This window comes from Paenibacillus sp. J22P169, from assembly GCF_059691995.1.
This window is the reverse complement of sequence record NZ_JCAUAO010000005.1, coordinates 153052-169425: the sequence shown is the minus strand read 5'-3', so window position 1 is coordinate 169425 and position 16374 is coordinate 153052. Positions and strand designations below refer to the sequence as shown.

Here is a 16374-nt window from a genome sequence, read left to right as displayed (position 1 = left end):
TCGCGGGGATCCCGGTTTAATAAACATCCCGTTGATAACGTTTTTGCTGTTGCATGTTAGCCAAATATTGCACGGCTTCTTCGTTGTTTAATCCGCCCTCTTGCTCAAGAATCGTAAGCAAAGCAGCATTCACATCGTGAGCCATTTTCTTCTCGTCACCGCAAATGTACACAACAGCACCTTCTTGCAGCCATTGATAAACCTCGCGACTGTTCTCTAGCATGCGGTTCTGTACGTATACTTTTTGATCCGTATCACGGGAGAAGGCTACGTCTAATTTCGTAAGAACGCCATCTTTCAACCAACGCTGCCATTCAACTTGATACAAGAAGTCTGTAGCGAAGTGCTGATCCCCATAGAATAACCATGTTTTTCCTTCTGCACCCGTCTCTTCTCTCTCTGCAAGGAAAGAACGGAATGGCGCTACGCCAGTACCAGGTCCAATCATGATAATTGGTGTTTCTGGGTTCTCAGGCAGCTTGAAGTTCGGGTTGCTTTGGATGTAGACTGGCAACGCTGCGCCCGATTGTGCGCGCTCAGCAAGGTGAACGGAGCAAACACCATAACGGTTGCGTCCATTGGCTTCATAGCGAACAGCACGTACTGTGATATGCACTTCATCCGGTGAAGCTTTGGATGAGCTCGCAATCGAGTACAAACGTGCAGGCAATTTACGAAGCACGGCTACGAATTGGCTAGCAGACACACCTTGTAAGGAGAAATCTTGCACCAAATCAAGTAAGTCCCGACCTGCAAGGTATGATTTCAATTCGGATTCATTACCTGCAGCAACTAAAGCATGTAATTTATCGTTTGAAGTAAGCTTTGCAACTTGCTCTAACAAAGGCTTCGTCAATGTAGTGATTTCGTAGTAACGCGTAAGCGCTTCTTGTAACGGACGCTCTTCACCATTCTTGTTAACGGCAACCGGCGTGCTTGCATTCCAATCCATCGCTTGAATCAATTCAGTGACAAGACGCGGATGATTCTCTGGGAATACGCCTAAGCTATCGCCTGGTTCGTATTGAAGATTGGAGCCCTCTAAGGAGATTTCCACATGACGCGTTTCACGATCGGAGCCGCGGCCATTCAAGTTCAAGTTCTCAAGCACTTCTGCTTGGAACGGGTTCGTTCTAGAGTATTCCGACTCGGAGGAAACTGCACTTCCTACTACGACTGCTGCGCCACCAACAGAGGCACTCGCGGATGAAACGTTTAAAGCATTAAGCACGCTAGACACCCAAGCTGCAGCAGGCTCATCAAAGTCAACATCGCAATCAACACGCTCTGTTAATGATTTACCGCCAAGCTCTTGCAAACGCTTATCAAAATCCTTGCCCGTTTGGCAGAAGAACTCATAAGACGTATCACCCAAGGAGAGAACAGAGTAACGAAGTTCTTCCAATTGAGGCGCTCTTTTGCTATGAAGGAATTCGTAGAATGAGATCGCATTATCAGGCGGATCTCCTTCACCATGTGTACTTACAATCATGAGTAGGTTTTGAACCTTTTTCAGATTGTTCGGTTTAAAGTCGCTCATCGAGGAAAGTGTTACTTGGAACGATTGTTCTTCTAGCTTTTTAGCCAGTTTTTTAGCTAATCCATGAGAATTACCTGTTTGTGATCCGAAAAGAACGGTTACTTCTTTAGAAATGGCAGGTTGACTAGCCACAGCCGTTGGTACGGAAGTCGCAGGCGCTGCCGAAGAATTTGTCGATCCTTGTTGAGCCGTTAGATAGCCACTCAGCCAAATACGTTGAGTATCCGTTAACGTTGGTAGGACGCGGTTGAGCAATTCAACTTGCTCTTGGTTAAAAGGACTGTTTAAGACTTGAAGTTCCAACAAAATCCACCTCATCAGCATGTATTGATAAGCTTTGCTATTTTTCGCACTATTTTTACTCTCCATTGAAACCTATCATACGTGCGCACCATAGGTCAATTAGAATCATCTTATGAGACTTATAAGGGTTATTGATATATGGTTAAATGAGCACTTTTCATGCAAAAAATGACCCCAAAATGGGGTCATTTCAACATTTCTGACAGATATTAACCTTTCACAGCTGACCCTACGGTCATCGCCTTCTCAACTTGCTCACTAAAGAGCACATAAACGAGTACCGTTGGCAAGCTGGCAATCGTCATCGCCGCCCCCATTGCGCCCCAGTTCGTTGTAAACTGGCCTTGGAAGAACAGCAAGCCAAGCGGTAAGGTTTTCAATGATTCTTTGGTTATCAAAATGAGTGCCATTGTGAATTCATTCCAGGAGGATAAGAATACGAAAATGACCATTGTCGCCATTGCCGGCTTAATAATTGGTAAAATAATGGTATAAAAAGTTCGATAAATGCTAGCACCATCCATACAGGCGGATTCTTCGAGCTCCACGGGGATGGAACGAAAGAAACCATAGAACACCATACTTGAGAACGAGATATTGAATGCAATGTATGGAACAATGAGTGCACCGTACGTGTTAGCTAAATGGAAATCGCGAACAAGAATCGCTAGAGGGATCATGATGACTTGGACCGGAATGAACATCCCGATGACCACATAGATGCGCGCCACTTCCTTGAAGCGCCATTGCATACGAGCAACCGCATAAGAAAACGTTACGGAAAGGACAATCGTACCAACGACCGTACAAGCTGCCACGAGCAAGCTGTTGCTGAAGTACTGCGGTACATTAAATTTGGACCAAGCATCCACATAATTTTCGAAGCGAAAATGCGTTGGAATCCCGAAAGGATTCGTAACGAAAATTTCATTGTTATTTTTTAGCGAATAAAAAATCATCCACAATAAAGGATACACCGACAACCCCGCATACACCCATAAAAGGATGCCAAGGAGCGGATTTTTTTTGCGTAATTTGAGTAGGCCGTTCATTTGTCATCCTCCTTAAAGTTTTCGTAAGAAAACTGGCTTCGTAATCATTAGCTTAAAAGGTAATACGTTCACGTGCGATGAGTTTGTTAATAGCTAATGTTACGATCAAACATTCAATCACAAGGAACGCTGCAGCTGCACTGCCATAGCCAAACTCACCTACACGGAAAGCTGAACGGTACATGAGGTATGTCAATGTGTATGTCGAGTTACCTGGCCCGCCGCCCGTCATGATAAACATGTTAGCAAAAGCATTTAGACCTCCTGTGATCGCGAGGACTAGACAAAATTTGTAAGTCTCAGCCAGCATCGGAATCGTGATCTTCATATGTGCTTTGAATTTGGAAGCGCCGTCGATACGAGCAGCCTCTAAGTACTGTTCTGGCACGGACTTCACAGCTGCTAGTAGTAGAGCGAACTGGTAGCCCATGTACTGCCAAGCGTTCACGAAGGCAATGGCGAAGATAGCTGTTTTGCTGTTGGTCAACCAATCTTGTCGATACGATATACCGAGTGCTTCGAACACCTTGTTGATTAAGCCATACTCGCTGTTATACATCGCCAGCCAAAGCTGACAAACAACGGTAATGGAGAGTACGACTGGTATAAAGTAGGAAATACGTAGAATCTTACTCCCTTTGAAGCCCTCTGCTACGGCAAACGCGAGTACGGTCCCGATCCCAATTTGCACAAAGGCTAGGATGCCTGCAAACACTAGTCCGTTATAGAGGGACGTATAAAAAATACTGTCTTGAAACAATCGCGTGTAGTTGTCTAGAAAAATAAACGTGCCCTCGCTCAAGCCATCCCATTCGAAGGTACTGCGGTAAAAGGTTTGTAAAATCGGATAAAACACGATCACTGTATACAAAAGGAGTGCCGGCAGCGTGAACAGCATAATCGCTACTTTATTTCCCATGAATTTGCGCATGTCATCACTTCCCTTGTAGAGTAGAAGACTCACCTTAGGACGAGACGTTCCACGGTGAGTCTTCCATGTCATAGAATCATATTTACTTCGCTGTTACTGCTGCTTTATTTAAATCTTTCACGAATTGATCGGACGTATAATTACCTGTCATTAGGTTTTGTGTTGCATCTTCTAGCGCTGCTTTGAACTTCGGATTGGACAAGCCCCATGAGAAAGCGGTTGTGCTTGTGATTTTTGGAATATCCTTGGAAAGCTGATCCATCATCGGTGGGAACTGCTTCACAATCGGTTTGTCTACCTTCGTTGCTACGATCGGATTGCTGCGGTTCGTGAACTTGTACTCCGCATATTTCAAGGAAATGAACGATGCTACTTTTGCTGCTAGCTCTTTATCCTTCGTGTTTGCGGAAACGGCGTATCCACCAGGACCACCACTTCCACTGAACGCTGTTTTACCTTTTTCATAAGCGGCTGCATCGGCTGCTGGCAAGTACATGTAGCCGGCTTTGTCGCCAAGCGCTTTTGTTGCTGCTTCAATTTCCCATTGACCATTGATGAACATCGCTGCTTTACCTTCATGGTAAAGAGCCGCTGCCTGATCATAGTTCAAGTTCGTTGCGCCTTTTGGAAGCATGCCTGCTTTTACAAGCTCGATGATTTTGTCAGCAGCTGTTTTGTAAGCTGCGTCTTCTGCTTTCGCCGTGCCTTTATCCAACTTGTTGATACCGCCTGGTTCAGCACGAGTAACGAACATGTCATACAACGCCACGCAAGGCCATTTCTCTTTGGCGAAAATGGAGAGCGGTGTCACACCTTTCGCATTGAACGTTTTAACAGCCGTCATCATTTCTTCATAGGTTGTTGGCACTTTCACGCCGTTTTGTTGGAACAAATCCTTGTTGTAATACAACAAGGCGACTTCGTTCCCAGCATAAGGGAATGCGTAGGTGTGACCATCATCCGTAACCAGCGTATTCATGGCGCTTGGCTGCATTTTGTCCTTGAAGCCGAACTTCGTTACATACTCATCCAACATCAGGATGTTATTGGACTTTTTGAAGGTATCAATGATATCTAGTCCTGCTTGGAAAATATCTGGAAGGTTGCCAGTCGCTGCATACGTCTTCAACTTCTGACCATCATCTTGTGCTTGGATATCCAACTCAAGCTCTACATTTGGCATTTCCTTTTTCAATTCAGCCACAGCATAGTCATAAGGTGTTTTCGTATCTTCATCCGCATACTGCGCATAAATTCTTAGTTTTACTGGTTTCGCATCTGCCTTAGCCGGTGCTGTCGTTGCTGCAGCTGGTGCCGCGCTGGTTGTTTCTTTTGGTGTGTCTGTGGAACCGCAAGCTGCAAGGCTAGTCGCAGCGAGTAAGCTTACGAGAGTAACTGCCATCTTTTTCATTTGTAGACCTCCCAGAAATTCTTGTGCGTTTCTCCTCTTTACATCCTCAGTATAGAAGGAAAAACCCTCAGTGATAATGGAATAACTGAGGGCTTCTTGTAAAATCCGCACATTCATGTGCAGTCGTTATAGGCGATTATTCTCATACTCACTGGGTGAATAGCCGAAAAATTTCTTAAAGATTTTGCTAAAATAACTAGGATCGTTGACCCCAATCTGCTCCGCAATATCCGCCAAGCGAATGTTTCCCTTGCCAAGTAATTCCTTCGCTTTATGCATGCGAACATGCGTCACGTAATCCGTTACGGTCATGCCGATCTCCTTTTTAAATACCGCACGCAAATAACTTGGGTTAATAAACACCTGTTGGGCAATCTGATCCAATTGGAGCTCTGAATCCATATATTGTCCCTCGATGTACTCTTTGGCTGATTGCGCAATTTTGGAGGATCTCGTCTTCTTGTGCCTGTTCGTATATTGAATCGCCTTAGCGAAAAGTTCCTTAATCCATGCCGATGTGCTCTCTATTGAACCCAAACGTTTGATTTCACTATACGGATAAAAGGCTTCGCCGAAGCAGTCCTCAATGGGATGCCCCATCTCCGTGACGTAGGACAAACAAACAGAAATGAGTCCCATGGAAATCACATAGGTATACTCCAAAGATAGCCTTTGCTCACGGATAGATTGGAAAACTTCTTCCAGTTTATCTTCTACCTTCTCCGCATTATGCATGCGTAAGAGCACGAGCAGCTCCTCATTGACTTCCGTCGGGTAGAGTGCCTGCTTGCCAGAATCAAGCACACTGGAACCGTAGGCGATCACACGGTCGTTACCTAATACGAACTTGTTTTGCAAAGCCTCTAACGCTTCTAAATAGGAAGTTCGAATGCCTGTATACCCAGCGTGACTGCGGCCGACGCCAATGGTGATCGTAAATTTCAAGTATTTTTTGATCAAAAAAATGAGCTTTTCATACCCCTCTAGCGCTGGAACCTCAAGATCCTTCCCGCCTTGGTGCTCAACCAGACAAATAATTCGCCCTTCTGGCCCGTTGAAAATGAGATGATGCCCCGTTTCCTCCAGAGCTTCATTCAAAATGTTCGTAACGGCGTATTTCCACAGTAAGCGTTCGCTCACTTGGTTCCATTTGACATCCATATGGTCGATCTCAATACACGCCACAACAAACAGTGAGGAGGCAAACGACTCCCCTAATTGCTGCAATTTCAGAGTCGTTTCCTCCGGGGAATGATGATATTCGCTGCTTAGCAAATGGTTCAAGTAACTTTCCTTCATCAATTGTTGATTTTCTTTCAGTGTGGATCTTTCTTCCCGTGCTTTTTCATGCTCCTTCTGCAGCTTAAGCAGTGTTAAGACGAGTTCATCCTTGGAGAAGGGCTTGAGGATATAATCCTCCACACCGAGTTTAAGCGCCTTTCGCGCATAATCGAATTCATTATGACCTGTAATGAGGACCACACTTGTAGCGGGATAGTGCTCCTTTAACTGCTCAGTGAGACTTAAACCATCCATAAAAGGCATTGTAATATCTACAAGCGCTATATCAGGATGATGCAATTGGGCTTGCTCCAGAGCTTCGATCCCGTTCTTGGCTTCGGCACAGAGCTCAAAGCCATAAGCCTCCCAATCTAACGCTGAACGCAAATATTCGCGGAAAATGGATTCATCATCCACGATTAATATTTTTTGCATGCTCTACTCCTCCTCACGTTCAAAAGGCAACCATAGCGTAACTTCTGTGCCTTGTCCCTGTTCACTTGTTATTTGCAAGCCATATTCGTCTCCATAATACAGCTGGATGCGGTCATTCACATTCTTGAAGCCATATCCCACTGCTTCCTGTGGAGATTCTGTCTTTTTCACAATAGCCATAAGCCGATCTGAATCCATGCCCACACCATCATCTGCGACAATGATTTTTATTTTGGAATCGACAATTTCGCCTGTTACCTTTAGAAGCCCAAGGCTTCCTTTCGTTTTGAGCCCATGATAAATGGCATTCTCGACTAGCGGTTGAATGGTCAGCTTCGGAATTTGACCGCTTAGCACATCGTTATGAATATCAAACTCATACGTAAATACATCGGAATAGCGAATTCGCTGGATGGATAAATAGTCTTTCACATTGCGAATTTCTTCTTCAATCGTGATCGTTTCACGGCCTTTACTAAGCGCTGCGCGATAGAAATCCGCCAATGCTTTCGTTGTCCGCTGCACATCACGGGTTCGTCCCATTTCAGACAGCGTATAGATGACGTCCAACGTATTATAGAGGAAATGAGGCTTAATCTGTGCTTGAATGAGGGCAAGCTCGTATTCACGCTTCTTCTTTTGCTCCCAATTAATATTGGTCAATAGCTCTTGAATCCGCCGGATCATGGCATTAAAGCCAGAGGACAGCATCCCGATCTCATCCTCCGAATTCACTTGGAATTCGATATCCAAGCTGCCTTCCTTGACCTTTTTCATATATTTCGTGAGCCCCATAATGGGCTTGGCGATTAGCTGGGAAAGCATGCCCGCTCCTAGTAGGGCAAAAAACAAACAGACGATTCCTAGCAGTACAATGAGGAATGTAATTTTGCGCGTATCTGCCGTTAACGAAGCTAGAGGTGCCATCGAGATTAATTTCCAACCAAAGCTAGGTACATCAGAGCTTACGACGAGTGTTTTCTCATATTCGAAGGAAGTAGGTACAGACGAATGCTTACTTGATGTGATCCAGCGCTTCATCTCAGGAATCGCTACTTCCTGAAGCACATCCTCTGGATGTTGAGAAGACGTAACGACACCTTCATCATCCACAATAAAGTAGCTTCCGGCTTGGATCGAACCTATTTTCTGATAGATCGCGGATAAGGAGCTTTCCTTGATATTAAGCACAAGCAGGCCTAGCTTCTGTCCCGTATAAATGTTCACGATTCGTTTCCCCAACGTCATCACTGTCTCCTGCGAACCATTGGTTAAATAATCCCTGCGCTGCATGGGGAACCAAATATTATTTCCGCTCGACGCATCAATTTGCTTTAACAAGGGACTTGAAGGTATCCATTCCCGATTCCGCTCCATGAGTAAATTAGAGCCATAAATCCGATTATTCGTATCTATGAATGCGGCTGACTGCACATCAGGAAAAACAAGCAAGGCAAAGCTAAGCTGATTCGTAATCTGCGTGTACATCTGCAGGCTCGTTTCTGGAGCGGCTAAGGATTGCGGGTCTTCCACGATCACCTTATTGAGATTGATCGTTAACATATTCGCACAGCTCTCCACATTCGTTAACATGCCGGTGATGCGGGTTATAATGAGGGAGGAGTTGTCCGACACATTTTTGATCGTTTTCTTGACGATAGCATTCGTATACACTTGGTTCGAAACGAAACCCAGCACAAACAAGGGCACGAAGATAAGCGGAAAATAAATGAGAATAATTTTATATCGGATGCGTTGGTTTCGAAACCAATTTGTAGGAATCAACTTCTGAAGTATCCTCATATAGATGTGGCCTCCCCTTTGCGAAAACAAAAAATCCCCTACACTGCAACGTCAGGAGCTCCCTGTCCGTTACATTGTAAAGGATTCATACCTTTTTTTAAACTCACCTCTCATGGTGAGCATTTAACTTGTGCTTTCTAAACTGTTATCGTGGAATAAGCTAATCTGTCTAGCTTGAATTTCTAACAGTAAAAACATGAGAAATTCCTTACTCAGCTTCATTCGGCTTGCATTTATATAGGCATCAACAAGCGTGTCATTGGAGATGGCTTTCAAATTATCGCGATCATTCATTATGCAACAACCATTTCGGGTTTTCTTCTAGCATCGACATCATTTTTTTCATCGATTGTTGGATTTGTTCATCGGAGGGCAAGCATATATTGCCATAAGATTGTTGTACAACATCCGTTAACACCGAATCAAAAATGCCATTAAACTGCTCTGATTTCACATGAACCCCTCCTAATTTTCATTTATTTGGAAATTTCTATTTCTATCTTATCTTGAAGCGCGCAAAAAAACAGCGCATTTATTTTTGCATCTCTTACATCTTTTTTTTCTATATTATGTAATTTTGCTTGCATTCTGGGGTATGTTCAGAAAGATTGACGTCGCGGGTTTGCGTGGGAAAGTGCGTGAGTAAGTGCGCGAGTTAGTCGAAATAATCGACTTACTCATCTCCAAGAGCCTTGCCGTGCTCGAGTTAGTCAATTGCATCGACTTACTCACCTCCAAGAGCCTTGCCGCGCTCGAGTTAGTCGAAATAATCGACTTACTCACCTCCAAGAGCCTATGTCCCGCTAGAGTTAGTCGAAATAATCGACTTACTCATCTCCACATTCCCTCGCTCGTACGCGAGCGCTCACCTCATTTTCGCCCAAATTAAAAACGCCGCCAGCCCCGTCAAAACGGAGATAGCGGCGTATGCCTACAAGTTAATTGGTGCTAAGTTCCTTACATTTACTCACGATGATGTTGATGATGCTCGACAATACTCGATGCTTCCATCAATTCACGCATTACGTCTGAACGCAACTGTTGATTCGTGAATTCACCTTTTACATATAGATGTCCCTTCTCACTGGAAGTATAACGTGGCGGAAGTTTGTTCAGTGCGATTGCCAATATATCTTCTTGGCACGTTAAACAAACACACTTCAATTCATAGTTTTTCCGAAATTCTTCGAACAACTGCGTGACCACGGTTTCCATTGCATTGACGACAGCCATGTTGTAACTCTCCCTTTTTGAACCTTCATTAAGTCTATTATACTCGATAAACTTAGAATGACAAAGATAGGGAAGTGGCAGATTCGACGCGAAGTTGGTAGATACCTGAGCCAAGCTCAATTGATACATCCCCATCTACTTCTTGGGCACCTTTGAGGCCCGTTATAGCTGTTAACTTTTGCCCCTGGCAGGTCACTGCCGTAAGTGTCGTCCCACGTAGGATCGCTTCCCCGCTAGTATTCGGTGGAAGCTGGAACGTGTAGCTGACGGCTCCATCATCTTCGATGCGCCATTCACTTCGAACCTCCCCGTAATTCGTGACGAGGGATGCCTTGGCATACGTGAGACCAGAATCTGTTCGAGGTCGGAAGATGACTCTTTTGTACCCTGGCTGCTGATCATCCGAGTCCAAGCCTGCTACTTTCCGATATAACCAGTCGCCAATAGAGCCGTAAGCATAATGATTATAGGAATTCATATTATCGCTCCAGAACGTACCATCCGGTTTGATGCCATCCCAGTGCTCCCAAATCGTGGTTGCGCCTTGATGGATCGGATACAACCAGGAAGGATAATCTTCTTGCAGAACAAGCTTGACTGCCACATCATGATAGCCATTCTCAGACAGCACATGACACAGATATGGTGTGCCAACAAAGCCTGTCGTCAGATGATAATTTTGCTCCTTTACATAAGCAGCTAAAGTCGCTGCTAAGCGCTCTTTGGTTTGCCCCTGCACAAGGCCGAACATCAACGGAAGCACATGCGCAGTCTGTGTGTGTCCAGCTAACCTGCCGCTTGGCGTCACAAACTCCGCTGTAAATGCCTCCACAATACGCGCAAAGAGTGTTGAATATTCAGCAACATCTGCTGTGTGTCCAAGTACTTCAGCCGTTTTGACCAAAAGCGAAGTGGAATATGCATAGAAGCATGTCGCAATTAAATCTTTTGGCGTTGCCCCGATATAACTGCCCTCTTTGGCATCAAGCCCTAACCAATCGCCGAAGTGGAAGCCCGTTTGCCACAAATATTCATTCTCACCCTGCTGACGGATGTAAGAAATCCACCCTTTCATACTGTCGTACTGCTCTTCTAGAACTCGCTTATCCCCATAAACTTGATAGAGTGTCCATGGACAAATCACCGCCGCGTCTCCCCATGCTGCAGATGAATGGTCACTCTCTTTCAAGACGTGCGGGATCACGAAAGGCACCCCTCCATCCTCGCGTTGGTCCGCTTTCAAATCTCGCAACCATTTACTAAAAAAGAGGGCGACATCATAATTAAAGGCAGCTGTACGAATGAACACCTGCGCATCCCCCGTCCAACCTAATCTCTCATCACGCTGCGGACAGTCAGTCGGCACATCGAGGAAATTGCCGCGCTGCCCCCACACGATATTACGCTGCAGTTGGTTCAAGAGCGAGTTCGAACATTCAAACGACCCCTTTGCTGCCATATCCGTATGGATAACCAGCCCTGTGAAACAAGTTGCATCAAAAGCCACGTCCTGTGGCCATCCAACTACTTTGACATAGCGGAAGCCTTGGAAGGAGAAATGTGGTGCATACGTTTCCTCCTCTCGCCCGCTGCACACATAGATGACCTGCTGCTTCGCCGAACGCAGATTTCCAATATAGAAATTACCTTGTGCATCAAGCACTTCCGCATGCAACAATTCAATGCGTGTACCCGCAGGTAAGCTTAACCGCAGCTGCACTTTCCCTACCATATTTTGCCCAAAATCAAGCACGGTTTCCCCTGCCGGGGTTTCTAGGACAGTGACAGGGTTTACCAGCTCCGTTACGCGAGATGGCTCATTCTCCTGCATGACAAGTGTTTCCTTACTTTCATTAAGTTCAACTACCGGAACCCAAGACGTGTCTTCATAACTCGGCAGACTCCAACCTGTAAGCTCTAATCCAGCATCGTAAATTTCGCCGTGATACAGTTCTGACATCCGGACAGCTCCGAGCGAAGCTCGCCAGGAGGAATCGCTGATTACAACTTCTTCAGATCCGTCCTCGTAGACAATATGCATTTGCATGAGCAGCGCTCTGACGCTTCCATAAATATTCCGCTGATGCGTCCACGCTAAATTGCCCTTGTACCACCCATTCGCCAAAACCGCGCCAATCGTATGCTGCGTCCCAATCGTCAGACTGTTTGTTACATCGTAGGTCTGTACCTGCAAGCGATGCTTATAACTGGTCCAGCCTGGTGTCATCTCCCAATCGCCAACTCTCGAACCATTGAGCTCCAGCTCATATACACCGTGACTTGTCGCATAGATTGTCGCTTTGCGAATCTGTCCACGTAAAGTAAAGGTTTTGCGAAGATAGTAAGCTTCTTCTGCATCTGGATCTAATCTCGTCGGATCAGGTGTAATCCACTCCGCTTGCCAATCTGAGATCTGAAGCTGCCCCATTTCCCAGAAAGCGATTTCACTCCAAGGCGATTCAACACCCGACTGATTCCATACTTTAACACGGTAGAAATAACGAGTCCTCGGGCGTAACACAGGTCCTTCATACCCAATAAGGACAGATTGATCCGAAGTAATCCTGCCTGTATCCCAGATCAAACATGCTGAATCGAAGTTACTTTCTTCCATGCTCACCTGCAGGTGATAAGCAGCTTGCAGGGTTGCGTTAACGTCAGTTTCAATTTGCCAAGTGAAGCGTGGTTTAGCGATGTCCAATCCGACTGGATTGACGCGGTATTCACAATGCAAGGTTGAAATTCGAATGGCATTCATGGGCTTATCCTCCTAGATATATGAACCATCTTGTTAGCTATTTGTGCCGTTTGGGGCACCTTTACATCTAATTGTAAAGTATCTAGTTGTTTGATTGTACGGTGTATCCAGACATCTATATAGGTTAAAGGCGACAATATCACTTTTATATTGCGATACCCTTAATTTCCATGTATAACTCGAATAGTATAAAGTTATATCGAACTCATTGATCAGATAGGAAGGCGATTATTATGCTGCAAAAAACACATAGTGTTGCTGGAATGATTGCTGCGGAGATCGTGCTCATTCATGGCGATATCAGCTTTTTCACCTGGGATGCCGCAGGCTCTTTATTACTCGGTTGTTTGGCGGGCACCTTAGCCGACGTAGATAAACCTGGCTCCACCATGGCCAAGGTTCTCTTCCCGTTATCTGCTTTGCTTCATGTTTTAAAAATTAAGCATCGAACGTTGACGCACTCTTTGCTTTTTATGGCGTTGCTTGCGGTGATCAGTTTACCTCTGAACCCTTTGTATTTCTGGGTATTCATCCTTTCCTATGCCTCACACGCTCTAATTGACCTTCTGAATGATCGTGGTGTCCAGCTTTTCTGGCCAATCCCGCTCAAAATACGTCTGCTACCCAAATGGATTGCCATCGACACGGGTTCAGCGAGTGAAACTGTATTTCGTTGGTTTCTACTGGTGGCTTGCCTTGCACTTCCGTTCTGGAACTATGTGCTGCCGTATCTGCCTTATTCACTTACATAAGAATCAAAAAAAATCGCTTATTTGGCTGACCAAATAGCGATTTTTCTTATTTAAACTATTGCATAGGTATCGATAGCTGAAAGTATATGAAGCCATCTTCTACCTTAACCTCGATCGTCCCCCGATAATACTCAACACGTTCCTTTACCACTGGCAGGCCAAGCCCTTGATGTCCACCCTCTAATTTGGTGCTATAGCCGATCGCGAATATATCCGTATCATCCTCAAGATGAAATCCGGGATTCACCCGATTTTTCACGGAAATCTTCACATGATTCGATTCCTTCCAGCCGGTTACAGATACCTCTCGCTCTTCGATTGGAAATTTACTCGCTTCGTCAAATGCATTATCAATCAGATTCCCGATAATTTTCACGAGATCTACTGATTTCACCCCGAGTGATAACCCATCAAGACCCTTGAATTCATAGCTAAAGGCAACTTTGGTTCGCATCGCTAATGTAATTTTGGATTGAATTAATGCGGCAATAGCAGGCTGTCCAATTTTTATAATGTCATTGACCTCATTGATTTCCTCAATTAATTCCTCCATGTAACGCATTTGATCTTCTTTTTTCCCATTCGATAATAACGCATACAGGGTTTGTACGTGATTGAGAAAATCGTGTCGCTGACTGCGAATCGTCGCAAACATGAGATCCACATTTTGAATATACATCTCTTGTGTGTTCTGAACAGCTGTTTCGCGTGATTTTGAAAAGAATCCAAATACCAAAATAACCAGAATACAGCTACATACGGTAAAGAGCACGATAACTAGTAAGACACGTACAAGCTGGCTAGATAAGGTCTTTTGAATGGATTGATAGTCCGAAACGATTGTGATCACGTAGGGGATTTCTCGCTGGACTTCCGTTACTTTCTCTTTAATTGGCACATATACAAATGTCTTTAAAATCGGCTTTCCATTGTAGCTTTCAACTACACTTATAGGCTCTTTATTCGCAATGGAAAGCTGATAATTGGCGAAATCATTCACATTGATAATGTTATAAGTACCGAACATCAGCGGACGATCATAGACAGAGACGAAAGTTTCACCGTTCGCGCCTCTATATTCCTTTGGCCTTGTGCCAAAGGTTTTCCCATTAAGCCCTGAAATTTCTAAAATATCGGGGGTTGACGCAAGTATCTTTTTCACAATCGTATCCGAACCAACAATATCCTTGAATTTCTGAATTTTATCCGCATTCACAAACGCACAAATGATATAATTCGTCGTTCCATCGTAATAATAGCCAAATTTACTGACATCGCTGGAGCCAGAAGCTGGTACTTCATAAATACCTGTCCAGAAATTAGGCAGCTTATAGCCTTCAGGTATGGTTACGTTGTGGAATCTCAGTAGTTGATCAAATGCTGTATACCAATAGCCAAATGACTTTGTGCTAGTTATCGAAAGCTCCTTGGGTTCAGATGATTTGCCAACCATGATGTCATCGCCAATATCACTTCGCTTCATGAGTGAAAATCCATCTACATTTGTTTCTCCCGCAAGTGCAACTAACTGTTCATTCGTTACCTTGTCGATATCTGGATCAAGCTTGTTCAGAGCAATGAGAGCAGCAGAGCGCAATTGCTCCCCGATCAAATCCTCGACGAAGAAGGCCCCCGCTTCCGACTGCTCAATCGATGTTCGAATTTGGTCCGCCGTAGACGCCATCTGCTCGGATAGCGACTTGGTTAGCAGTGATTTCGTATACCAATAGTAGGACGTATTGTTCGTAACTAACAACAAAATAACAATAATAAAAGTGATATAAATAATTCTAGCGTTAATTCTCATGTATGTACTCACACTTTCCTTATTTTGTATGCTATAAATTACAAGTAAGCCGAAATTTTTTTTCTTACGATTTGTCGAATACCACAGAAACTGCTGTCACGCTATGTTAGTATAGTAGCTGAACAATATGTTGTCTATCAATTAAAAGTCAATAATTCTTTTATTTGGTTAAATTACTCAATCATTCACAAAAGACTAGAAAATGGGGGAACACTCATATGTCAGCAACTGCTTTAATTACCGGTGCTTCATCCGGAATTGGCGAAGCTTTCGCCCGGAGATTGGCTGCTCAAGGAAATCAACTCATTCTCGTAGCCCGCTCCAAAGACAAATTAGACGAACTAGCCAACGAACTTTCCCGTACATATGCTGTAGCAGTAGATGTCATTGCGATTGACTTAACGAGTACCGATGCTGCTGCTGAAGTGTACAAGATGACCCAGACGCTTGGCCGGCATGTGGATCTGCTTATCAACAATGCTGGTTTTGGTTTGAGCGGGGAGTTTCTAGCTCATTCCTCCGACAAATATCATCAACAGATCACATTAAATATTACTGCTCTTGTGGAGTTAACGCATCTCTATTTACCTGCCATGGTGCAAAAAGGGAATGGTGCCATCATCAATGTAGCCTCCTTATTAGCCTTCTTCCCGTTTCCGTATTGCTCCGTATACAGTGCAACCAAGGCTTTCGTCCTGTCTTTCACAGAATCCTTATGGGAAGAATATCGACATAAAGGCGTTAAGCTTCTGGCGTTGTGCCCAGGTCCTACGGATACGAAGTTTTTTGATACCGCGAAGGAAGTTGAAACGAAGAACAAGCGGACACCTGAACAAGTTGTCGAGACGGCGATGAAAGCGCTTGGCAAACAATCCTCTTACGTTCTTGATGGTGGCAACAATGCGTTCACCGCCCTGCTTGCACGGCTGCTTCCAAGGAAAACCATCCTCAAGATGTTCGGGTCTGCCATTCGCAAATCGATGCATCAGAAATCGTCCTAAGCTCGGTCATCACAAATAATTCCTTATGCCGATTGCTTTACTTGTCTCATAGACTTTAGTAGTATAG

13 protein-coding genes are annotated in these 16374 nt (G+C 44.6%); 2 read left to right on the top strand and 11 right to left on the bottom strand.

Annotated elements, in window-relative coordinates:
• Nucleotides 1-16 precede the first annotated feature (16 nt).
• The 10 genes from AC58QG_RS23210 to AC58QG_RS23165 all read right to left on the bottom strand — a co-directional run bounded on the left by AC58QG_RS23210 (nucleotide 17) and on the right by AC58QG_RS23165 (nucleotide 12747).
• Complete coding sequence (locus AC58QG_RS23210) at nucleotides 17-1843, bottom strand: assimilatory sulfite reductase (NADPH) flavoprotein subunit (RefSeq protein WP_497364675.1); 1827 nt, start codon at nucleotides 1841-1843, stop codon at nucleotides 17-19.
• Nucleotides 1844-2052: 209 nt separating this feature from the next.
• A complete protein-coding gene (locus tag AC58QG_RS23205) occupies nucleotides 2053-2895 on the bottom strand; it encodes a carbohydrate ABC transporter permease (protein WP_082595236.1) in 843 nt (280 codons plus the stop codon).
• Between the two features lie 52 nt (nucleotides 2896-2947).
• The gene (locus AC58QG_RS23200) at nucleotides 2948-3826 is read right to left on the bottom strand and encodes a carbohydrate ABC transporter permease (protein ID WP_497364498.1); all 879 of its coding nucleotides are present in this window, start codon (nucleotides 3824-3826) and stop codon (nucleotides 2948-2950) included.
• An 82-nt stretch (nucleotides 3827-3908) separates the two neighbouring features.
• Complete coding sequence (locus AC58QG_RS23195; RefSeq protein ID WP_497364497.1) at nucleotides 3909-5237, bottom strand: ABC transporter substrate-binding protein; 1329 nt, start codon at nucleotides 5235-5237, stop codon at nucleotides 3909-3911.
• Between the two features lie 126 nt (nucleotides 5238-5363).
• Entirely contained in the window at nucleotides 5364-6953 is a 1590-nt protein-coding gene (locus AC58QG_RS23190) for a response regulator (RefSeq protein WP_497364496.1), read from the bottom strand.
• A gap of 3 nt (nucleotides 6954-6956) precedes the next feature.
• Nucleotides 6957-8756, bottom strand: a complete 1800-nt coding sequence (locus tag AC58QG_RS23185) for a sensor histidine kinase (protein ID WP_497364495.1) — start codon at nucleotides 8754-8756, stop codon at nucleotides 6957-6959.
• A 123-nt stretch (nucleotides 8757-8879) separates the two neighbouring features.
• Nucleotides 8880-9050: a sporulation histidine kinase inhibitor Sda gene (gene sda / locus AC58QG_RS23180; RefSeq protein WP_497364494.1), complete on the bottom strand. Its 171-nt coding sequence runs from the start codon at nucleotides 9048-9050 to the stop codon at nucleotides 8880-8882.
• Nucleotides 9043-9210, bottom strand: coding sequence for a hypothetical protein (locus AC58QG_RS23175; protein ID WP_157256816.1), 168 nt, complete (start codon nucleotides 9208-9210; stop codon nucleotides 9043-9045). Before AC58QG_RS23175 ends, sda begins: the two co-directional genes overlap by 8 nt.
• Before the next feature lie 509 nt (nucleotides 9211-9719).
• Nucleotides 9720-9989 carry a late competence development ComFB family protein gene (locus AC58QG_RS23170; protein ID WP_497364493.1) on the bottom strand — a complete coding sequence of 90 codons (270 nt, stop codon included), beginning with the start codon at nucleotides 9987-9989 and terminating at the stop codon, nucleotides 9720-9722.
• A 52-nt stretch (nucleotides 9990-10041) separates the two neighbouring features.
• On the bottom strand, nucleotides 10042-12747 hold the full coding sequence (locus AC58QG_RS23165) for an alpha-L-rhamnosidase (RefSeq protein WP_497364492.1): 2706 nt from the start codon (nucleotides 12745-12747) through the stop codon (nucleotides 10042-10044).
• 233 nt (nucleotides 12748-12980) lie between these two features.
• Here AC58QG_RS23165 and AC58QG_RS23160 point away from each other — a divergent pair, with 233 nt between their 5' ends.
• On the top strand, nucleotides 12981-13499 hold the full coding sequence (locus AC58QG_RS23160; protein ID WP_497364491.1) for a metal-dependent hydrolase: 519 nt from the start codon (nucleotides 12981-12983) through the stop codon (nucleotides 13497-13499).
• Nucleotides 13500-13554: 55 nt separating this feature from the next.
• Here the strand turns inward: AC58QG_RS23160 and AC58QG_RS23155 are convergent, their stop codons facing one another.
• Nucleotides 13555-15306 (bottom strand): sensor histidine kinase, encoded by a 1752-nt coding sequence (locus tag AC58QG_RS23155; protein ID WP_497364490.1) that lies wholly within the window; start codon nucleotides 15304-15306, stop codon nucleotides 13555-13557.
• 218 nt (nucleotides 15307-15524) lie between these two features.
• Between AC58QG_RS23155 and AC58QG_RS23150 the strand changes: the two genes are divergently transcribed.
• Nucleotides 15525-16307, top strand: a complete 783-nt coding sequence (locus AC58QG_RS23150; RefSeq protein WP_497364489.1) for an SDR family NAD(P)-dependent oxidoreductase — start codon at nucleotides 15525-15527, stop codon at nucleotides 16305-16307.
• The last annotated feature ends 67 nt before the right edge of the window (nucleotides 16308-16374 follow it).